Consider the following 21525-nt stretch of genomic DNA (forward strand, 5'->3'; position numbering starts at 1 on the left):
CCAAGGAGCCGAACGCCGATGACCGCAACAATTAGACATACAAACGAAACCGTCACCCTGAGGGTCGAAGGCATGAGCTGCGCCTCTTGTGTGGGTCGGGTGGAGCGCGCTCTCAAGGCTGTGCCGGGCGTGGCCGCGGCCAGCGTCAACCTCGCCGCCGAGAGGGCCGATGTTCAATTGTCGGCGCCGGTCGATCGGGCGTTGCTGGTCAAGGCCGTGGAGGACACGGGCTATGACGTTCCCGCAATCACGGTGGAACTGGCGGTCGAAGGCATGAGCTGCGCCTCCTGCGTTGGCCGGGTGGAGCATGCGCTGAAGGCGGTGCCGGGCGTGAGCGAAGCAGTGGTCAATCTCGCCACCGAACGCGCGACGGTGCGCGGAACCGCCGATGAGGCCACGCTGATCCGGGCAGTCGAAAACGTCGGCTACGACGCCAAGGCGACGGATCAGGATGCTGGCTCCCGCGCCGAGACCGAGACGAAGAAGGCCGCCGAGGCGGCGACGCTCAAACGCGACGTGCTGATCGCGACCGTGCTGACGCTGCCGGTGTTCGGTCTCGAGATGGGCAGCCATGTGTTCGACTGGGTTCACATGGCGGTCATGGAAACGATCGGCATGCGCAACAGCTGGTTGATCCAGTTCGCCCTGACCGTGCTGGTGCTCGCCGGGCCCGGCCGGCGGTTCTACCTCAAGGGGGTGCCGGCACTGCTCAAGGGCGCGCCGGACATGAACAGTCTCGTCGCCGTCGGCACTGCCGCAGCCTTCGGCTATTCGGTGGTGGCGACCTTCGCCCCAGGCCTGTTGCCCCCCGAAACGATGAACGTCTACTACGAGGCGGCGGCGGTGATTGTGACGCTGATCCTGCTCGGCCGGTTCCTTGAGGCCAAGGCCAAGGGCCGAACGTCCGAGGCGATCAAGCGTCTTGTCGGTCTTCAGGCCAGGACGGCTCAGGTGCGCCGCGACGGAAAGTCGGTCGAGATGGATGTGTCGGATGTGGTTCTGGGCGACATCGTCGAGGTGCGTCCCGGCGAGCGCGTGCCGGTCGACGGCGAAGTTATCGAGGGCCAAAGCTATATCGACGAAAGCATGATCACCGGCGAACCTGTACCGGTCGGAAAGGGCGCGGGCGCGACGGTCGTCGGCGGCACGATCAACCAGACCGGCGCCTTCGCCTTCCGCGCAACGGCCGTGGGCGCTGACACGATGCTCGCCCAGATCATACGCATGGTGGAAGAGGCGCAGGGCGGTAAGCTGCCGATCCAGGCGTTGGTAGATCGGGTAACGATGTGGTTCGTGCCGGCGGTCATGGCGCTGGCGGCCGTGACCTTCGCGGTCTGGTTCCTCTTCGGCCCGGATCCGGCGCTGACCTTCGGACTTGTCAACGCGGTCGCGGTGCTGATCATCGCCTGCCCGTGCGCCATGGGTCTCGCCACGCCGACCTCGATCATGGTGGGTACCGGGCGGGGAGCCGAAATGGGGGTCTTGTTCCGCAAGGGCGAGGCGCTTCAACTTCTCAAGGAGGCGAGGGTGGTCGCGCTCGACAAGACCGGCACGCTGACCGAAGGCAAGCCGCGACTGACCGACCTTGAGGTGGTTGACGGGTTCGAGCGGTCCGACGTGCTGGCGCGGATTGCCGCTGTGGAGGACAAATCCGAACACCCCATCGCGCGCGCCATCGTCGCGGCGGCGGAAGCCGAAGGTCTGGCGCTGCCGCCAGTCTCCGGCTTCGACAGCGTGACGGGGCTTGGCGTGGCCGCCGATGCCGGCGGCGTCCGGGTGCAAATCGGGGCCGACCGTTACATGCAACGGCTCGGGTATGACACGGCTCAGTTCGCCGACACCGCCGCTCGGCTTGCCGACGAGGGCAAATCGCCGCTTTACGCTGCCATTGACGGCCGTCTCGCTGCCATCGTGGCGGTCGCCGACCCGATCAAGGCGACGACGCCCGCGGCAATCGCCGCGCTGCATGATCTCGGCCTCAAAGTGGCGATGATCACCGGCGACAACGCGCGCACCGCCGCAGCCATCGCACGACAACTCGGGATCGACGAGGTTGTTTCGGAGGTCATGCCGGACGGCAAGGTCGCAGCGGTCAAGGCGCTCAAGGCGCAATATGGGCGGCTCGCCTTTGTCGGCGACGGCATCAACGATGCGCCGGCGCTCGCCGAGGCCGATATCGGTCTGGCCATCGGCACCGGCACCGACGTGGCCATCGAGGCGGCGGACGTGGTGTTGATGTCGGGGTCGCTCACCGGAGTGCCAAACGCCATCGCGTTGTCGAAGGCCACGATCGGAAACATCCGGCAGAATCTGTTCTGGGCCTTCGCCTACAACACCGCGCTGATCCCGATCGCGGCCGGTGCCCTGTGGCCCGCCTTCGGCATCCTGCTTTCGCCGGTTCTCGCCGCCGCCGCCATGGCGATGTCTTCGGTCTTTGTGCTCGGCAATGCGCTGCGGCTGCGCCGCTTCACGCCGCCGATGCGCCATGAGGGGCGGTCGGAGCGAACAGCCGCCGAACCCCGCCTTGCGCCCGCCGAGTGACATCCGCCCAAGACCCGGACCAGGAGAGATTTTCCAATGTCGATCGATCGAACTCAAACCGCAGCACTGGCCAAGGCGCCCAACGAGGACGCCGGGATTCCGGGAGCCGCGATGGCGACGCTCGTTCCCGGGCTGCGCAAAATCGCAGTTGCCTCCGGGCAAACACTCCTTGCTGCAGCGCTTGACGCTGGCATTGACTATCCGCATGGCTGCAAGGCGGGGCGGTGCGGGAACTGCAAGTCGCGCCTTGTCTCCGGCAAGGTCGAACTGCTTGAGCATACCCGCTTCGCGCTCTCGGCCGAAGAGCGTGAAGCAGGTCTGATCCTGGCCTGTCGCGCGTTGCCGAAATCCGACGTCAGGGTCGCCTGGCTTGGCGACGAGGAGACTTTGCCCGCCCACCCGCTCGTCCGAACCGGGGCCGAGGTGGTGTCTGTCGAAGAAGCGACGCATGATATCCGTATCTTGCGGCTGCGCCCGAAGCGCGGACCGATGATGTTCTCGGCCGGTCAGTATGTAACGCTTGCCTTGCCGGGCTTGCCGCCACGAGACTACTCGATGGCCAGCCGTCCGGGCGAGGACATCCTCGAATTCCATGTTCGCCTGGTGCCGAAGGGGAGGGTATCGGCCGCCGTTCATAGCCTCGTTCCCGGCGAGCTGCTTGAGATTGAGGGGCCGCGCGGCTCGGCCCATCTGCGGCCGGGGCATACCGGGCCGATACTCGCCGTTGCCGGCGGCTCGGGACTGGCCCCGGTTCAGGCGATCCTCGCCAGCCTCGTCGATCTTGGCATGCGTCAGCTAGTGCGGGTCTATCTCGGAGTTCGGGAGGAGCGCGACCTCTATGGCCTCGAAGCGCTTCAGGCGCTTGCCCGTCGCCATGGCGACATGAGGGTGACGCCGGTCTTGTCGATGGGCCAGCCAGACAGCGGCCATCGCTCCGGCTTCGTGCACGAGGCGGTGCGCGCAGATCTTCCCGGACTGAAAGGCTGGAGCTGCTACACCGCCGGGCCGCCGGCAATGATCGACGCACTCACCGAAACTGTCCTTGCCGCTGGATTGCGCAGGTCAGACCTGCACGCCGACGTCTTCTTCACACCGGAGGGGCGGTCTGGACAAGATGGCAAGAAACTGGCCGGAGACGTCATCCCATGAACATCGGTGAATCTGCAAAGGCATCTGGTGTCTCCTTCGAGTTTGGGTTCCCGGCTCTCGGCCTTTGGCGCGGTGTTCATGTCTGTGAACGCGTTCATTGCCACCAGCAGTGCGCAACCGATGCCGCTGGATGGAAAGAAAACGTTGTCGCTTGGCCTTTTAATTGTAAGAATGCGCCGAATTGATGAAAGATTGGCATTTAATTGGGGTCTTCAATTTGTGTGGGGAGTGACCAAAACTTGTGTGAGGAGTGAACAAAACCGGTCGTAACTTGCATTTCGCATGAATTCGACGCCCTGTGTGGCAATTTATTTGCGTCCGGTAGAGCTGAATCTGTTGTTCTGGCCTTCGGTTTGGCCATCCATGGCATCGATAGTGCATCCATCGACCGCCTACCACACAATATGAGGAAGACCCTCATTAAATGCCAAGCCACACGACGAAAGCGATCTGTAGAGTGGCTACGATGCCGGCACTGGCGAGCGCAAAGCAAGCGAGGCGATCCGTGCTGCCTGAAGCCGAACGGCCGAGGTCGTCATCGATCTGAGACCAGCCCAACTGGCTAAGCCGATCCCGCATCGCATATTGCAGCGCGCTGCTTTCCCGATTGTGCAGAACCTGATGGACGGATGACTGGCGCACGTAAAGGATCGCCTTGCGCTCCAGATGATGACGTTCGATTTTTTCAGACACCATTGCTCTCCACACTGTGACGCAGATTGCCGGCTTCCTCGGCGCGCACTTCCTCGTGGTTCGTCCCGTGCTCCATCAGCAACTGTGCCATCAGTCCGGAGATCTTGTGGCGCACCGGCTGCGGCAGGTTCTGCCATTGCGGCGTTTGCCATGGATGCGTGCTTCCCGTCGAACCGAATCGGTCCAGTTGGTCTGGTTTCGTTTGAGAACGGCGCATGATCATCTCCCGGATTCTGGTCGCAAGACATCAAGTCTGCGCTCAAATCAGAATCGGTCGAAGACCAGCGGACGTTCTGAATGACGCACCCACGAACAGGCCTGCCGGTCGAACATCCACAAAGGCACCTCAAGCGGAAGGCCTGGGTCGTCGCCAATCAGCCGGCACCGCGCAAAACATACTCCCACCTTCTCGACATGAGCATTGCTCCCTGTTCATGGGTAGTGCTCGTAAAGAACCCGGCGCTCGGCGGTATTATAGGTGTTGAAGAGTTGAGTTGTACTACGAGGTACGTCCTCACAGCGATATCAGCATCAAGCTGCCGATATCGCTCAGGAATGCTTCCGGCGCATCCGGTCCGCCGTGAATGTACTCCCCTGGAAATTCCCGAGCCGGATGGTCCGAAATCGGGTCCCACGTCAGGCTGAGCATGCACTAACATTGAAACCGGATCACCCTTTGGGGGCGGTCACACCATTCCCCGCTCGCGATGACCGACGCTGCTTCGGTGTCAGGCCGACCCACGACGAAAAGTCCCTGCCTTTCTCGAAGCTCTCTTTCGGTGGCGCAAGTACCGTCGGCGCCATCGCGCAGATCGGGCCGATGCGGGAACGGCCATCAGCCGCTTCGCAGTCTCGTCACGCTGCGCCGCCGCCTTGAGCCTTGCCGTCAGACTATCGATCTGCGCGGTCACCGCACGAAGGCGATCGAAGAGTCTGGGGCACAGCTCGATCACGAGTTCAGGCAAAGCAAGGCCGGGCGCGGAAACCTTCCCGGTCTTGCTCAGGCGCACGATTTGGCGGTGGCGACGGCCCAGAGGCCGACAGCCAGCATCGGCAGCGATAGCACCATACCCATGGTCAGCCAGCCGCCGGCGAGATACCCGATCTGGATGTCAGGTTCCCTGAAGAACTCGACGAATATCCGAGACAGTGCATAGCCAGACACAAAAATGCCGGCGATGAGGCCGCGATGTTTGAGAGCCTGGCGGCGGTAGATCTGCCATGCCAGCACCGAGAGCAGCAGCAGGCCTTCGAGTGCGGCTTCATACAGCTGGGTCGGGTGACGCGGGAAAGGGCCACCGGTGGGGAACACGAATGCCCACGGCGCGTCGGTCAGTTTGCCCCAGAGTTCGGAATTGATGAAATTGGCCAGCCGGCCGAAAAACAGGCCCACAGGCACGACCGCGCAAACTACATCAAACAGGTTAAAGACCGGGATGCTTCGTTTGTGGGCAAACAGGAGCATGGCAACGAGCGTGCCGAGCAAGCCTCCGTGGAACGACATTCCGCCATTCCAGATCTCCAGAGCGCGGACAGGATTGGCCGACACGGCTGCAAAGTCATAAAACAGGATGTAGCCGATGCGCCCGCCTGCAACGATGCCGACAGTGGCCCAAAGCAGGAAGTCATCGATGTCGAGCGCTGTCATGCGCGGACCGCTGGCTGGCCAGAGCTTTTCGTTCTCGACGAGCTTGCGGGCGTACCGCCAGCCCAGCAGGATGCCGATGACATAGGCAAGACCATACCAGCGCACCTGAACCGGGCCGATGGCGAAGATGACCGGATCAATGTCCGGGAAGGCCATGAGCGACAACAGCGTTGCGGTATACTCCAATGCGCATTCCTTCCTGTCGGTCTAGCTCTGCCACGGCTCCGACTATTACAGATATGGTTTCAACCGGCATCCACAGATGGGTCTATTCGTAACGGGAAACCGATGACACTTATGGCGGGGCGTCGCAACGTCGGTTGGTGTGTTTGGCCCCATGCCGCCAAATGCTGCAGCAACTATTAAGGCCAGGCTAACATCAGGACGCAAAGAAGGTCTATCCCGGTTCTGTAAACGCCGCCCGGCGGGACCTCGGCGCTTGATCCAAGTCAAGGCGAGCAGTGCGACGAAGCTCTAGACAAGATGGGTAGAGTCTGGAAAAATTATGCGCACGCTCAGATTGCAGATCGCAAAATGCACGATTAGATTGCGTGTGGTGACTATCATCGCGGTAGTCGCGGCTTTACTTTATTCTGCTCTGGCTGTTGCCCCTGAGTTTGACCATCACAATCCGTCGACGCAGTCCACCAACGAATTGGTCACCCATGTTGCGGGTGTCAGCGATGATGCGGAGAAAGCTGTTCCCGGCGTAAATTGCCACCTCGGGCTTCACTGCCTAGCGGGAATTCTTCCGAAGAGCAGCCTGGTGCCGGTGGGCTGGGTGGGTTCATCAGAGCGCCAGTTTGATCCGCACTTCACGCTGCGTGAAGTGAGGTACCTGATCTTTCAACCACCACGACCCCTTTCACAGGTCTAACTGCCAGCATCGCATGTCGGTGCTGCACAAAGTCATGTGAAAGGAACACGAATGTTTGCTGAACAAAACAACAGTGCAACAACGATCTCGCGCCGAGTCGTTGAGGCAAAACTCGTCGAATCCCGCAACCGGTTCCTCGGCTTTCTCCGCCGGCGATTGAGCAGGCCACAGGATGCCGAGGATGTCTTTCAAGATTTCTGCGTAAAGGTACTGCGCCACCATGCCCAGATTGAGGACGATGAGAGGCTGGATGCCTGGCTCGGCGTCACCCTGAAACACACCTTGACGGATCACTACCGGCGGCAAGCGGCGCGAAATCGCGGCGCAGAGGCCTATGCGATCGAGACCAAGGTGACCCAGCAGGAGGACATCGATGTTGCGGAGCCCGCGTGTACCTGCATCGCGGCGGCGATGAAGATGCTTCAGCCCTCTCAGGCAGAATTGTTGGCTCGGATTGATCTACGAGACGAGGCGCGCACGGCTGTCGCAACTGAACTGGGGCTGAGCTCGAACTCTTTGGGAGTTCGGGTCCATCGCGCGAGAACAGCGTTGAGGAAGAAAATAGCGGAGGTCTGCCAGGTTTGCGGTGAAGGCGGCTTCATGATTTGTGACTGCGATCACTCTCGGGGCGTTCGGCCATCGTCGACACCTCGCCAGTTCGATGCCCCACCGAGTGTAATGTCCAGCCCCGTTGCGCGTCTTCTGATCAAGAGGGTTGGCTAACATGCGAGGTAGAATGACAGGCCTAAGTCGCAGATCACTGGAAACTCCGCCTGGTCATCGGAGGAGCTCAATCAGGGGTGCCGATGTGTGCAACTCTAGAAAGCGTATCAAGGAATGAGCATGTGAAACGTCAGCCTGGCTCTGATCCCACAAGTGACACTGAACTCGACGAACTGATATGTGACTGCATCGACATTCTCCTGTCCACGCTTCCGCATGAACAGGCCAATATTGTTCGGCGCGTTGATGTCGATGGAGAGCGGAAGGAGGGCGTCGCGCACAGCTTGGGGCTCAGCGAGAGTACGATAGACGTTCGACTTGGATGTGGAAGACAGGCTCTGAAGGAGAGGTTCGCAGAGATGACCCGGATCTGCCCAAAGCATGGCCTGTCAGGCTGCGATTGCACTCTGTCGAACTGGGCAGACCTCTGAGGGTGTCTGGGACTGCGTAATGCCGGCGCGGCGCAGGCGTCTATACTTGCAGGAGACAATTTTTCATGGAGAAAACCAAAATGCAAACAAAGATCATCCCGACCGGCGTAACGCCCGATCAATCACCGAAAGGCTGCTGCTGCGGGTCTACGTCCAAAACTCAAGAGGCCAATGTTGCTGTGCCAAGTATGGACCCGCCTGCAGTCGTAAAGGTTGACCATGGCACAGGCACCAAAACCGGCGGATGCTGCGGCGCGAGCTGATCCGCCACATCCCGGTGTATGTTGCAGAATTTCGTCTTATGAGGAGAAACAAAATGACACTCATTTTGGTAGGGCTTGCATCCGGCATGCTGCTGATATTCGCGGCCTCAGTGATCCGGCAGCGCTCCGAATTAGTCGCGTTGGACGCCGATGTAAGCGCAGTCCATGATTTACGGAAAACATCGGAGGGAATTTCCTCTTGATAGTATTGAATGTCGCCATATTGGCGGCGTTGATGCTTTCGACTGCAATCACGACAGCTCAGCCTGCCGTGATTGCACCGGAAAATAGCACCTTTTCGGTGCTCATGGTCATTGCCGAAGGCGGCGAAGCAGGAAAGCGGATCATCGGACTTGAGGCGATTCAGGAACCGACCAAAACCGAGAGTGTGTCCGAGATAGAGCATGCTGCTCACAATTCACTGGCCGAGGATAAACCGATCGGACCCTCGGATGCGGGCATCAGCATTCTCAGCGTTCCGGATGCGACATCTGGCGGGATTGTGTGGCGGATTGAAGTCCCCGGAGCAGTGCATCAAACCGCCATTTCCTCCGACGAGCGCTGTGCTGTCGCGATCCATCGCTCGGGCAATGGAATATCCGTAACCAACCTGATGAGTTTCACGCCGACGGTGTATGCGGAGCTTTGCCGTTGCGGTCGAGTTGCACGCGATAGATCTATCGGGTGACCGAAAATGTTATCGCGGGTAGCGGTGACGGCAAGATCGCGGCGATCAACCTTGCCGATGTTGAGATCCAGGTCTCTGAACTGTCCTTGGAACAGTACCAGTTGGCCAAAATTCGTGGCACCGGCACGCTCTTCGTTTCTACCGGTGCCGAGCCAAAGATACGGATCATTGATGAGGCGGTGATAATGGCCAAAGGAGAATTCGTGATAGAAGGTCAGGGGCACAAGACGGTGGCGCTGACTTGACCCGTTCCTCGGAGGCCGCAAGAGAACGTTTCTGCCCCCGTTTGGCACGCTGTCTTTGTGGTCCACTGCTGCTGATCCGTTGAGCATCGTTCAATCTATTGAGAAAGAGACAAAGTTTTGAAACACTCACATGGTGATGACACCCTGAACAAGGGCTCAATCAGTTTGGCCGGTGCCGTTGGGATGGGAACCGGCGTGATGATCGGCGCGGGTATTTTTGCGCTGACGGGGCAAATTGCGCAATTGGCCGGACCCTATTTTGCTCTGTCTTTCGTATTTGGTGCCATCGTGACGTCCTTCAGCGCGTACAGTTACATCAAGATGTCGAATGCTTGGCCGTCCTCTGGCGGGATCGCGATGATCTTGCAGAAAGCCTACGGGCCGGGCGCCATCGCCGCAGCGGCGGCATTGTTGATGGCGCTGTCCATGGTAATTTCGGAAAGCCTCGTGGCGCGAACATTTGCGACCTATGTATTGCGACCCTTTGATATCGCAGGTGGCCCGCTGGTGCCGGTATTGGCGGTCGGAGTCATCCTGTTTGCCTTTATCGTAAATGCTTCGGGCAACCGGTCTGTCGGTCTTTTGTCGATCATCATGGCGGTCATCAAGATCGGAGGAATTGCGCTCTTTGGCATCGTCGCGCTTTGGTCGGGCGGCTTCACGTTCGCAGCTGCAAGCAATACCAACAGCGGCTTCAATTTGACCGGGTTCATTGCGTCTGTAGCCCTGTCGATCCTGGCTTTCAAAGGCTTCACAACTATCACCAACAGTGGTGCAGAAATCACCGACCCGCATCGCAATGTAGGCCGCACCATCATGATATCGATTGCCATTTGCACGGTAGTGTATCTGCTTGTCGCTTTTGCGGTCGGGTCCAATCTGTCGATTGATCAAATTGTTGCCGCCAAGGATTACTCACTTGCCGAAGCCGCATCGCCTGCATTGGGACAGTCTGGCTTTTACTTGACAGTCGTCTTGGCAGCTGTCGCCACCGCGTCAGGCGTGTTGGCGAGTGTATTTGCGGTGTCGCGCATGCTCGCAATGCTGACGGATATGAAAATGATACCTCACAGCCATTTTGGTATGTCGGGCCCGATCCGCAGCCACACTCTGGTCTACACGGTCGTTCTTGCTTCGGCGCTTGCGGTGTTTTTTGATCTGAGCCGGATCGCATCGCTAGGGGCATTCTTTTACTTGATAATGGACATGCTGGTGCATTGGGGCGTGTTTCGGCATTTGCGCCACGAGATTGGCGCGCATGGGGCCGTACTGCTTTGTGCGATTGCCTTCGACGGATTTGTTCTGGCAGCATTCACGACAATGAAATTGGGATCCGATCCTATGATCGTTCTATATGCAGGTGCCGCGATTTCAGCGGTGTTCATCTACGAACGGATATACCTGAAGCGCTGGACGGCGCTGGAGGCAGTAGCGAAACACTGACCGCGCGCGTGAACGGCGGAGACATGTGTGAGAAAAATTGACGATTTGCAGACATAGCGACTTTGAAGATGCGCAGCACCTGTCGTGTCGGACTGAACAAGAGAAATTGGGGGTTTGGGTGGTTCGAGTTCATCGGCGAATGACTACAGCCCCGCTGGGTTTTTCCGATATGCAGGCCGCTGATATACGCTCACGAGCGCTGGCAATATGAGTGAATTGCCATGGCGACCAATGCAGGAGATCGGGCAAACTATATCTGACGGTGGAGGCGCAGTTGCGAAGCGCAATCATATGTATCGCTTTGTCATTTTGATACTCAGGCCGTTGGAGAATTTGGACCAGCACCACTCAATGATGCGTCGCCATGGTTCTTTATTGATCAAAAATTAAATAGCCGCTCACCAGGAGCCAAAAGGACAATGAATTGATGAACTCGTGAAAATTCTGACCACCGCAAAGATCATTTTCGCGATGTTTCTCTGGGCGAGTTGTTATCCGTTGATAACGATTGGCATCGCCTATGCCCCGCACCTGTCGTTTGCAACCTTGCGGGCAGTGATCGCAGGCGTTACCCTGCTGGCGATCGCGCTGGCTTTGCGCCGCCCGTTTCCGCGCAGTTGGAAGACGTGGATCACCCTTGCAGCAATCGGGTTTGGGGCCACCAGCTTGGGGTATTTTGGCATGTTTCATGCGGCCGAATTCGTGTCACCTGGGATTGCGACAGTTATCACAAACACCCAGCCCTTAATGGCTGCCGCCCTCGCGGGTGTCGTCTTGGGAGAGCGGCTGACGGTCTGGGGTAAATCGGGTCTTGTTCTGGGGTTTCTGGGAATCGTCGTCATCGCTGCACCACGATTGTTCGGAGGTGGTCAGGAGAGCTACCTAATCGGCATCACGTATATCATTCTGGCGGCTCTTGGCATCACTATCAGCAATGTGATGCTGAAACGGATTGCGGATACGGTCGATCCACTGATGGCCATCAGTGTCCAATTGTTGATCGGCAGTATCCCGCTGGCGATGATTGCCGTCGTGACTGAAGACTTCACTGTGATCGAGTGGTCTCCCGGATTTCTGTTTGCGCTGGTTGGCTTAGCGGTCTTTGGCTCCGCGCTGGTATATGTCATCTGGATGTCGGTTCTTGCAGAAGTGCCGCTGAGCAAGGCCAATGCGTTCAGCTTTCTTGTGCCGATATTCGGGCTGACAATGGGTTTGCTCTACTATGGCGAGTCCCTGGGCTGGCCGGAATTGATCGGCACGTCTCTTTCCCTTGCCGGCGTCATGATGGTCATTCGAAAGGGCATGGCACCGCCGACACTTTTTGGCGTTTCAGCGTAATGCTTGGCGTAATACTCACCGAGGTGTTGACCGAAGGTCCTGATGTTCGGCGATGGGACTCTGGCAGAGTTCAGTTTTCTGGACGTTGCTGTATGCACCACGATTGTTGCAACCGATAGGCGCACTGAAGGGCGGCGTATGATGGGCGCGAATACTCTGATGACCAGCCAACACAAGTCCTTCGCCCTTGTCCTTAGTGGTGGTGGCGCAAGAGGTCTTTCGCATGTGGGAGTTTTGAGAGCCCTGATCAGTTTGGGTTATTTCCCCAGTGCAATTGTCGGTGTGTCAATGGGCGCGGTGGTTGGCGCAACTTATTCGCTGAACCCAAACTGGTATCGAGATCTTGTTGAAATGGACACCAGCGGGTTCCCGTCAACGCCGAACTTTCGAGGCCGAAGCATTGCCGAAAGAGTGAGGGGCCTGGCGATTGCGCTGCTTGCGGCACGTGACATGTATTTTGGCTGGGGCGCCGGAGCGCGCACCGAGAGCTGGGGCCGGGGTGTCCTTGCCGCCTTGACCAAGGGCAAAAACTTGGAGGATGGATCCATCCCTGTCTTTGTCTGCACGACGGATGTGCTGTCGGGGGAACGTGTTGTCCACAACCGAGGGTCAGCTGCTAACTACGTTTATGCCAGTGCTGCGCTCGCAGGTATCCTACCACCGCTGATTGACGGATCTCACGTCCTGATGGATGGTGCCTATGCGGACATCGCGCCTATAGATGTGGCGCGAAGCACCGGTGTCGATGTAGTGATCGCTGTTGATCCAAGCCAGCCCGAAACCGGGATCGCTCCCCGCAACGGAGTACAAGCGATGCTAAGATCAATCGAGATCTGTCAGAACGAGCATGCCCGGCTGCGTTTCGGTCAGGCCGATATGGTCATCAGGCCAAAGTTTAGAAATACCATAGGAACACTGGAATTCCACTACAAGCGGCAATGCATTGCGTCGGGCACCATGGCAGTGCGCCGGTCCGGTGATCAGATCAGAACGTTGCTCAATCGAGGCACATAGGAAAGCACGATCCGTCCCAAGGTCAGGGCGCTTACAGAAACCGTGTCTTGGATATGCTGCTTTCCTGGTCCGGACAGGATTCTCCTCCAAAATCTGGTCTTATGCCTTACGCCATGTCTCCTCTGTGGTCTGTCGGGCCCATTGTTGATGGGCTTATCCTTTGACCCGTTTCAATAGTTGCGCGTTGATCGCGACCGCGACCGTGCTTGCCGACATCAGAATAGCGCCCACAGCGGGTCGTTCCAGCTCATCAAAGGCGCATACAGCTGTCCGTTCGCCCTACCGACGATCGATATGGCCTTCATGATTTGCACGCCTCCGTGGCCGTCACAGCCAACCGCCGGTGAATCCCGCCCGCCGCAGCCCTGTGACCACGTAGGGGCATGCGCGCATAAGGCGCCAAAGCAGATCCGTTCGGAAATTCTCGCACATCAGCACCACGGGACCGAGGTTGATCCCGAAGTGATAGGGCGACGTCCAGCCGGCATCGGCATCCGCCTCGTCCTGAAAGCTCAGATTGAAGCTGCACCGAAAGCAATATGCGCCTGTGACTTGCGGATACACGTCCTGAAAATGCGCAATCGTCGGCAACACGATTTCCGGTGCGAACGGCAACGATGCCACCACGGCCCACGGCGCGACCGTCCCGTCGTCAGGGCCGTACGGAACGCCGCGGGCGGCATAGTCGAAGAACGCGCGCTCGATGCCGTTGACGCGCCGCGTCGTCCAGCCTGGCCCGTCGCTCGCGGTCAGGCCCCAGAAGTTCTCTCCGTAGCCCGCAAATTCGAGCGGATTGCGGATCGCGTACTCTTGCTGGACGTAGGTGGCGCGGCGGCTGTTCTCGAAATAGTCGATGCCTTTGCCTCGCGTGAATGCATCCTGGATTCCGCGGAAGTCTATCCAGATGTGCGAGTACTGGTGGATGAAGAGCGGTCCCCCATAGATGAATTCGTAGCCGTAGATTTCCTTCCATTGGTAGGTCGAGGTCCACGCTATGTAGCCCTCTGCAGCCAGCGGATGGGTTGGTGAGCCCAATGCGAGTACATACAGAAGAGAGGCCTCATCATAGCCTTCCCAGCGGTAAGGCAGAAATCCGCCCTCAGGCGTCCACCCGTGGGTGATCGTCGCGCCGCCGTTGCAGGCCCATTGCCAGTCCGCCCGGCGGTAGAGCGCATCGGCGAGCGACCGTATCTCCTGCTCGTCTTCACTGTTCCGATCAAAATACGCAGCGGCGGCGAGCGTGCCGGCCAGCAGGAATCCGGTATCGACGGTGGACAGCTCGCAAATGCCCGCGCGCCGCCCGGTCGTCATGTCGAGAAAGTGATAGAAGAAGCCCTTGTGCCCGGTCGTGTCAGGGTCCGTGCCCTGCGGGGCGTTGCTGAAGAACCGCAATGCCGCCAGAGTCCGGTCGATTGCACTTATGCGTGAGATCCATGCGCGCTCGACACCGACGGGGTAGGCCGCCAGGGCGAAACCCACGGCTGCGATGCTCGCGGGCGCGCCCGGCTGCGATTTGTCGGCTACGAGGCCATTGGCGAGATTGGTTTCGTTCAGGAAGTAATCGAAGGCATGCCGCTGTAACGCATCCAGCCTCGTTTCTCCGGAGTGGGGCCGTTTCACATGCGATTGCCGCTGCATCATAAGGCCCGCCTGTTCTTCTTGGGATCGCTGGTCGGCGCATCGATCGTCGCGTTTCTCATACTTTCATCTCCGCAGAGCGATTTCTGGATCTTTCACGCTCCGGCCTCATTTGCCGTCTTCATTGTTGTTTTCGCTGGTCTGGCGGGGTGCCCGCGCCGCCCAGCACATGTCGCAGACCGGATCCCCGGCCGAGAGTGTTTGCCGCCGGATATAGTGTCCCCGATGTCCGTCGGCGGCGATCAGATCGGCGCCAGGCCAGTCATATTTGCACCAGCTGTTTGCGAAGCCGGCCAGTGCTTCAGGATCGCCCGTCTCGTCGGCAATGCGCCGGGCAAAGCTTTGCGGGGGACAGTGCGTGAAGTGCGTGTGGATGTCCTCGCCTTTTCGAAAGACTTCGGCGGCGTAGCCGGGGGCACCCACGGGCCGGAAGGGGAAAACGAGCAGCCCGCGGATGCTCCAGCGCAATCGCTTTCCCGGGTCGCGGGTGACGAGGCGAGCGGGCAGGGACGAGAGGGCAAGCTGCCTGCGATAGACGGACCAACCGATGTCCGCCAAGGCGTCCCGCGCGCTTTGGGGATCAAGATCTCGGTCACGCAGCGTCCGGTCGGCCGCAACGGTATAGATCGCAAGCTCGACCATGAGGCGACTGCCGAAATTTGGCAATGCGTCAAGCTGCGCCACCGGGCGCAGGAGCGCCGTCCTCGTTGAGACCTGGCTCAGGAACAAATCGATGTCGTTCTGCAACCAGCGAATTTCACCGCCCGTCTTGTTCCTCAGGCTTCTGTCGATGAGAACGCGCTCAGCTGCGTTGCAGATAAAGCGCCACAGGATCCAGCGCATGATGCGCCAGTGAAAGCCGCTTTTCTCGATTGCATCGTCGTGCTCGCTCATGGCTTGCTCATTTCCCCGGTAGGGCGGTTTGCTCATGCTTGCCTGGAAGTATTGGAATGCGCTCCATTTGCGGCCCATTGCCAGTTTCGGATTTCTGGCATGTCCTCGCCGTGCTGTCGGATGTAGGATCCGTGAGCGGAGAGTTTGGCGCCGATGAATTGAGCGAAGGCTGCCGCTGCCGGACCTAATCCCGGCACCTGGTCGATGGCGGCTTTGGCCAGATGGAACCGGTCAAGCTCGTTGAGCACGACCATGTCGAATGGTGTGGTGGTCGTTCCCTCTTCCTTGAACCCGTGAACGTGCAGATTGTGATGGTTAGCTCGACGATAGGTCAGCTTGTGAATCAGCAGGGGATACCCGTGATAGGCAAAGATGATGGGTTTGTCCCTGGTGAACAGGGCATCGAAATCCTCATCACTGAGGCCGTGCGGATGCTGGTTCTGTGACTGCAAAGTCATCAGATCGACCACGTTGACGACCCGGATCTTCAGTGCCGGGAAATGCTGCCGAAGCAACTCCACCGCGGCCAGCGTTTCCATGGTCGGGACGTCGCCGGCGCAGGCCATCACCAAGTCAGGCTCGCTGCCATCGTCATTGCTGGCCCATTCCCAGATACCCAGCCCGGCGGTGCAGTGCCTGATGGCTGCGTCCATATCGAGCCACTGCGGTGACGGTTGTTTGCCTGCGACAATGACGTTGACGTAGTTTCGGCTGCGCAGGCAATGATCGGTAACGGAGAGCAGGGTATTGGCGTCAGGCGGCAGATAGACGCGGATGACCTCCGCCTTCTTGCTCATGACATGGTCGATGAAGCCGGGATCCTGATGGCTGAAACCGTTATGGTCCTGGCGCCACACGTGTGATGAAAGCAGGTAGTTCAGGGAAGCAACCGGCCGCCGCCATGGAATGTGGTTTGCAACGTCGAGCCACTTGGCATGTTGGTTGAACATCGAATCGATGATGTGGATGAAGGCTTCGTAGCAGGAGAAAAAGCCATGTCTGCCCGTGAGCAGATATCCTTCGAGCCATCCTTCGCACTGGTGCTCGCTCAAGACCTCCATCACCCGGCCGTCCGGCGCAACATGGTCGTCGCCGGGAACTGTTTCCGCGGTCGAACAACGGTTGGTCACCTCGAATACCGCACCCCAGCGGTTCGACGCCGTTTCGTCCGGACTGAAAACGCGGAAGGTTTCGGGGTTCAGTTTGATCACGTCGCGGATCAGTTCGCCCTGGACGCGCGTAGCTTCCGCACTCACGCTACCGGGTTTCGGAATCTTCACCGCGTAGTCTCGGAAATCCGGAAGGTGCAAGTCGCGCAACAGCAGGCCGCCATTGGCATGCGGATTGGCGCCCATCCGCCGCGGGCCGCACGGGGCCAGTTCAGCGAGTTCGGGCCGGAGCCTGCCGGTCTCGTCGAACAGTTCTCGCGGGCGATAGCTCTCCAGCCACTCTTCCAGAACCTTTACGTGCCCGGGATGGCTCATGTCGCCCATGGGCACCTGGTGCGAGCGATAGGTTCCCTCCGTCGGTTTGCCGTCGACCTCCTTCGGGCCAGTCCAACCTTTCGGTGACCGCAAAATGATCATCGGCCAGAGCGGACGCTTCTTGAATCCGTTGGCGCGGGCATCTTGCTGGATGTGGCGGATGCTTTCGACCACGGTATCCAGCGTCTCAGCCATGAGCTGATGCATCTCCATCGGATCGTCGCCCTCGACGAAGTGAGGCGTGTAGCCGTAGCCGCGAAACAGCGATTCGAGCTCGTCACGGGGAATGCGGGCAAGCACGGTGGGGCCTGCTATCTTGTAGCCGTTCAGATGCAGGATCGGCAGGACCGCGCCGTCGTGCACCGGATTGAGAAATTTGTTGGAATGCCAGCTGGTGGCGAGTGGACCGGTTTCCGCCTCGCCGTCGCCCACGACGCAGGCGACCAGGAGGTCGGGATTGTCGAAGGCGGCACCGTAGGCGTGCGACAGGCAATAGCCGAGTTCACCACCTTCATTGATGGAGCCCGGGGTCTCCGCCGCCACGTGACTGGGAATGCCGCCGGGAAATGAAAACTGCGTGAACAGCTTTTTCATCCCCGCTTCGTCCTGTGAGATGTCCGGGTAGAGCTCGCTATAGCTGCCCTCGAGATAGGTATTGGCCACGAGACCCGGGCCGCCATGCCCGGGCCCGGTGACATACAGCATGTTCAGGTCTAGCTTTTTGATAACGCGGTTCAAGTGGACATAGATGAAGTTCAACCCCGGCGTAGTGCCCCAGTGGCCGAGCAGTCGTGGCTTGACGTGCTCAAGACTCAAGGGAATTTTGAGCAAGGGATTGTCATACAGATAGATCTGGCCAACCGAGAGATAGTTGGCTGCACGCCAATAGGCGTCCATCTTCTGGATGAGGTCGAGCGAAAGCGGGCTGTTCACAGGCCTATTCATCGAAGTGTCCTGCAGGGGGTGTAAACGCCGCTTCAAGCTTGGAACTCATGGTGCGATCCTGCCGCTTTGTATATGCTCCTCTGCAAAGTCGAACACGATATCCGGATCCGGTTGGGCCAGGTGTGCATCCTTGTCGGGGCAGTCGACGCGGGCCATGAGGTGGCGGATGACATTGAGCCGGGCCTGCTTCTTGTCATCGGCCCGCACGACGTGCCAGGGCAGGTCTTCGCTATGGGTCCGAGTGAGCATTTCGTTGCGCGCGTCGCTGTAATCGTCCCAGCGCCGCAGCGCGCTCTTGTCAATGGGGCTGATCTTCCATTGCTTGAGCGGATCAATCCGCCGATCTGCCAGTCTTTTCTTCTGTTCGGATTTCGATATGTCGAGATAATACTTGAAAAGCTGCGTTCCGGAGCCAGTGAGCATGCGCTCGAATGGCAAAACGGAGCGCATGAACTCCTCGTGTTCTGCATCCGTGCAGAACCCCATCACCTTTTCGACGCCGGCCCGGTTGTACCAGCTGCGGTTCATGACGACCATTTCTTGGCTGGCAGGCAGGCTGGCGACATAGCGCTTGAAGTACCAGCTGTTGTGGTCGCGGTCGGAGGGTTTGCCGAGCGCAACGACCCGGGTGTCGCGCGGGCTGAGATGCGCGGTAAGGCGCTTGATCACGCCGTCCTTTCCTGAAGCATCACGACCTTCGAGCAGGATCAGGATGCGGAGATCGTTTTTGATCAGGTGTCGCTGCAGTTTCACCAGCTCAACCTGAAGGCTGTGGAGGGTTTGCTTGTAGCCTTCGGGCTCCGGTGCGGCCTTCCTTTTCGTTTTCTTGCTCATTGCAGGCACCCAAACCCTTTCAATTCATGAGGCGCAGGTCGCGCATCTAGACCCCGAAAGACACCGCGGAGGATCGGGCTGTTCCTGACAAGACAGACGATTGCGCCGCAGGAGGCGATGCGACTGGCCGCTGACACATTCAAAGTTTTACTCGCTTCAAGAGTTGCGCGTTGATCGCCACCACGACCGTGCTCGCCGACATGAGTATTGCGCCCACGGCGGGCGTGAGGAGGATACCCCAAGGCGCAAGCACTCCTGCGGCAAGCGGAATGGCAAAGATGTTGTAGCCTGCCGCCAGCCAGAGGTTCTGTTTCATCTTGCGATATGTGACCCGGCTCAGCGTGATGATGCGGGGGATGTCGCGGGGGTCCGATCGCACCAACACGATATGCCCTGCCTCGACGGCTACGTCGGCTCCGGCGCCAATCGCAATCCCGATGTCTGCGGTGGCAAGGGCGGGTGCGTCATTCACCCCATCTCCAATCATAGCCACCTTCTTGCCTTGGGCCTGCAACTCGCGGACCTTGGACGCTTTGTCATCGGGCAGCACTTCAGCGAAAACTGTATCGATGCCAAGCTCTTTCGCAACCGCATCGGCCACCGCCTGTGCGTCGCCCGTCAACATGGCAACCTCAATGCCCCGTTCATGCAGCGCCGCGATGGCTTCACGGCTTTCCTCGCGTATCGCATCCGCCACGGCATAGACAGCCAGCGCCTTGCCCGCCTGGACGAGATAGATCGCTGCTTGGCCATTGCCGGCTGCGGCTTCGGAGGCAGCCTGAAGCGCTGGTGGAACATCGACGTTTTCCGCCTTGAGCAGCGCCGGCCCTCCCATATGGTACTCGACCCCGTCAATTGTGGCTGCAACGCCCTTGCCGGTGATCGCGCGGAATCCGTCGGCTGATGGGACCGCGATGCCTTTGTCTTCCGCAGTTTTGACGATCCCCCGGGCGATAGGATGCTGGGATTCAGCTTCAATACCAGACGCGATGCGAAGGGCCTCGTCCTCCTGCAGGCCTTCCGCGACGGAACTTGCAACGATCCGGAACTCGCCCAGCGTCAATGTTCCGGTCTTGTCGAAAATTACGGTGTCAAGATTGCGGGCCTCCTCGAGCCCACGGCGGTCCCGGACAAGAAGGCCGTTACGAGCGCCCAGAGTCGTGGAGATGGCCACCACCAACGGCACCGCCAGCCCGAGGGCATGAGGGCAGGCGATCACCAGAACCGTCACCATTCGCACCACGGCAAAATCCAGCTCAGCGCCAAGCAATTGCCACGCCACAAATGTTAGCACCGCCGCGCCAATCGCTAGGACGGTAAGCATCCGGGCTGCGCGATCGGCCAGGTGCTGAGATCTCGATTTGGAGGTCTGCGCATCGGCCACCAGCCGCATGATGCCGGACAGCTTGGTCTTATCGCCCGTTCCGGTGACCTCAATGCGCAGGGATCCTTCTCCGTTGATCGTGGCGGCAATCACTTCATCGCCTTCGCCCTTTTTCACGGGTCGCGATTCACCGGTGATCATCGCCTCGTCAATGGCGCTCATGCCCTTGCGCACGACGCCGTCCGCAGGAACGCTTTCACCAGGGCGCACCAGCAACAGGTCGCCATTGCGCAAGGCGCTGATGTCGACCGTTTCCTCACCCGTATCGGTGATCCGCGTTGCCGTGTCTGGCAAAAGCTTCGCCAGTTCCTTCAAAGCACCCTGAGCCTGATTGATGGACCGCATTTCTATCCAGTGGCCGAGCAGCATGATCGCGACCAGCGTTGCCAGCTCCCACCACAGTGGCATCGAGTCGATCAACCCAAGCTGAACCACCCAGGAGAAGATGAATGCGACCGTGATGGCGAGTGAGATGAGGGTCATCATCCCCGGCAGCCGGTCTCTGAGCTCGCGCCACGCGCCTTGTAGGAAAACCAGGCCGCCGTAGAGGAAGACGACAGTAGAGAGCACAGGCGCCATCCAATCCGATCCGGGGAACGCCGGAGCCTGGTAGCCGAGCAAATCCTGGATGGGGGCCGACCAGATGACAACCGGAACGGTGACAGCGAGCGACAGCCAGAACCGGTCCCGGAACTTCTCGGGAGAATGGCCCTGATGTTTGTCATGGCTATTGTGGCCCGCATGGTCGGATGAGGGTTCCGGCGTGTCGGTCTGACTGCCAGATGAGGACTTCGACGCATCCGGCACCGTGCCGTCGTGTTTTTTATGTCCTGCATGCGCGTCATGCGTGGCGGCAGGTGTTTCCACCGCTGATTTCTGTGTGGCAGATAAGAGGGCGGCTGCCGGTTCGCTGTCGTCTAGGTGGTCTTCATGATCCTTGGTGGCTGCTACCTCAGGAGGTGCATCCTCAGCGGGTCTGTTGGATTGCAATCCAAGCTCGTGCACGGTTGATTTGATATCGGAAACCGCAACCCGGGTTTCGTCATAGCGGACGGTGGCGTTCTTCGCGGCGAAATTCACCGTAACGCTTTCAACGCCGGGTACTTCGCCGATCCGACGCTCCACTTCATCAAGGCTCCATACCGACAACATGTCATCAACTTTGATCACGCTTGTTTTCATCATCTGTTCCTTTGGCGGTCTTCGACCTTGGGCGTTAGGCTATCTCGTCAATGGTGTTTCGGCCTCTACAGCCGACATCTAGAGCTTTGATTTTCAGTAATCGCGGACTGC

Annotated in this window: 18 protein-coding genes and 1 pseudogene; 10 read left to right on the plus strand and 9 right to left on the minus strand. The window is 59.2% G+C overall.

The window, feature by feature from the left end; translation table 11 throughout:
• The first annotated feature begins 18 nt into the window (after nucleotides 1-18).
• Both LL06_RS01435 and LL06_RS01440 read left to right on the plus strand, forming a co-directional pair.
• Complete coding sequence (locus LL06_RS01435) at nucleotides 19-2541, plus strand: heavy metal translocating P-type ATPase (RefSeq protein WP_052161095.1); 2523 nt, start codon at nucleotides 19-21, stop codon at nucleotides 2539-2541.
• A 36-nt stretch (nucleotides 2542-2577) separates the two neighbouring features.
• Nucleotides 2578-3690, plus strand: coding sequence for a 2Fe-2S iron-sulfur cluster-binding protein (locus tag LL06_RS01440; RefSeq protein ID WP_244447002.1), 1113 nt, complete (start codon nucleotides 2578-2580; stop codon nucleotides 3688-3690).
• A 420-nt stretch (nucleotides 3691-4110) separates the two neighbouring features.
• Here LL06_RS01440 and LL06_RS01445 read toward each other — a convergent pair whose 3' ends face one another.
• The 4 genes and pseudogenes from LL06_RS01445 to lgt form a co-directional block, all read right to left on the minus strand.
• Nucleotides 4111-4383: a hypothetical protein gene (locus LL06_RS01445; RefSeq protein ID WP_244447003.1), complete on the minus strand. Its 273-nt coding sequence runs from the start codon at nucleotides 4381-4383 to the stop codon at nucleotides 4111-4113.
• Nucleotides 4376-4600: a hypothetical protein gene (locus LL06_RS27155; protein WP_152599449.1), complete on the minus strand. Its 225-nt coding sequence runs from the start codon at nucleotides 4598-4600 to the stop codon at nucleotides 4376-4378. The genes LL06_RS01445 and LL06_RS27155 overlap by 8 nt, the downstream gene beginning before the upstream one ends.
• Nucleotides 4601-5100: 500 nt before the next feature.
• Nucleotides 5101-5249 (minus strand): annotated as a pseudogene (locus LL06_RS28140) (transposase); the annotation flags it as partial.
• 134 nt (nucleotides 5250-5383) lie between these two features.
• A complete protein-coding gene (gene lgt, locus LL06_RS01450) occupies nucleotides 5384-6217 on the minus strand; it encodes a prolipoprotein diacylglyceryl transferase (RefSeq protein WP_161784912.1) in 834 nt (277 codons plus the stop codon).
• A gap of 319 nt (nucleotides 6218-6536) precedes the next feature.
• Here lgt and LL06_RS27165 point away from each other — a divergent pair, with 319 nt between their 5' ends.
• The 8 genes from LL06_RS27165 to LL06_RS01490 all read left to right on the plus strand — a co-directional run bounded on the left by LL06_RS27165 (nucleotide 6537) and on the right by LL06_RS01490 (nucleotide 13053).
• Entirely contained in the window at nucleotides 6537-6908 is a 372-nt protein-coding gene (locus tag LL06_RS27165) for a hypothetical protein (RefSeq protein WP_152599451.1), read from the plus strand.
• A 51-nt stretch (nucleotides 6909-6959) separates the two neighbouring features.
• A complete protein-coding gene (locus LL06_RS01455) occupies nucleotides 6960-7631 on the plus strand; it encodes a sigma-70 family RNA polymerase sigma factor (RefSeq protein ID WP_052161096.1) in 672 nt (223 codons plus the stop codon).
• A 747-nt stretch (nucleotides 7632-8378) separates the two neighbouring features.
• Entirely contained in the window at nucleotides 8379-8528 is a 150-nt protein-coding gene (locus LL06_RS27585; protein ID WP_161784913.1) for a hypothetical protein, read from the plus strand.
• Complete coding sequence (locus LL06_RS01470; protein ID WP_035521306.1) at nucleotides 8525-9013, plus strand: hypothetical protein; 489 nt, start codon at nucleotides 8525-8527, stop codon at nucleotides 9011-9013. Before LL06_RS27585 ends, LL06_RS01470 begins: the two co-directional genes overlap by 4 nt.
• Nucleotides 9010-9258 carry a hypothetical protein gene (locus tag LL06_RS01475; RefSeq protein ID WP_035521308.1) on the plus strand — a complete coding sequence of 83 codons (249 nt, stop codon included), beginning with the start codon at nucleotides 9010-9012 and terminating at the stop codon, nucleotides 9256-9258. Before LL06_RS01470 ends, LL06_RS01475 begins: the two co-directional genes overlap by 4 nt.
• 117 nt (nucleotides 9259-9375) lie before the next feature.
• Complete coding sequence (locus tag LL06_RS01480; RefSeq protein WP_035521310.1) at nucleotides 9376-10701, plus strand: APC family permease; 1326 nt, start codon at nucleotides 9376-9378, stop codon at nucleotides 10699-10701.
• A gap of 435 nt (nucleotides 10702-11136) precedes the next feature.
• Nucleotides 11137-12039: a DMT family transporter gene (locus LL06_RS01485; RefSeq protein WP_244447004.1), complete on the plus strand. Its 903-nt coding sequence runs from the start codon at nucleotides 11137-11139 to the stop codon at nucleotides 12037-12039.
• Between the two features lie 159 nt (nucleotides 12040-12198).
• Complete coding sequence (locus LL06_RS01490; RefSeq protein WP_161784914.1) at nucleotides 12199-13053, plus strand: patatin-like phospholipase family protein; 855 nt, start codon at nucleotides 12199-12201, stop codon at nucleotides 13051-13053.
• Between the two features lie 327 nt (nucleotides 13054-13380).
• On the opposite strand, the gene LL06_RS01495 is transcribed toward LL06_RS01490, so the two are convergent.
• The 5 genes from LL06_RS01495 to LL06_RS01515 form a co-directional block, all read right to left on the minus strand.
• On the minus strand, nucleotides 13381-14694 hold the full coding sequence (locus LL06_RS01495; protein WP_081963575.1) for a glucoamylase family protein: 1314 nt from the start codon (nucleotides 14692-14694) through the stop codon (nucleotides 13381-13383).
• Nucleotides 14695-14799: 105 nt separating this feature from the next.
• Nucleotides 14800-15585 (minus strand): hypothetical protein, encoded by a 786-nt coding sequence (locus LL06_RS01500; protein WP_035521314.1) that lies wholly within the window; start codon nucleotides 15583-15585, stop codon nucleotides 14800-14802.
• Nucleotides 15586-15617: 32 nt separating this feature from the next.
• A complete protein-coding gene (locus tag LL06_RS01505; RefSeq protein WP_035521316.1) occupies nucleotides 15618-18014 on the minus strand; it encodes a phosphoketolase family protein in 2397 nt (798 codons plus the stop codon).
• A gap of 45 nt (nucleotides 18015-18059) precedes the next feature.
• Nucleotides 18060-18848 (minus strand): polyphosphate kinase 2, encoded by a 789-nt coding sequence (gene ppk2, locus LL06_RS01510; RefSeq protein ID WP_035521318.1) that lies wholly within the window; start codon nucleotides 18846-18848, stop codon nucleotides 18060-18062.
• Nucleotides 18849-18987: 139 nt separating this feature from the next.
• Nucleotides 18988-21414, minus strand: coding sequence for a heavy metal translocating P-type ATPase (locus LL06_RS01515; protein WP_161784915.1), 2427 nt, complete (start codon nucleotides 21412-21414; stop codon nucleotides 18988-18990).
• Nucleotides 21415-21525 lie beyond the last annotated feature (111 nt).

The organism is Hoeflea sp. BAL378, from assembly GCF_000759435.1.
Lineage (GTDB): Bacteria > Pseudomonadota > Alphaproteobacteria > Rhizobiales > Rhizobiaceae > Hoeflea.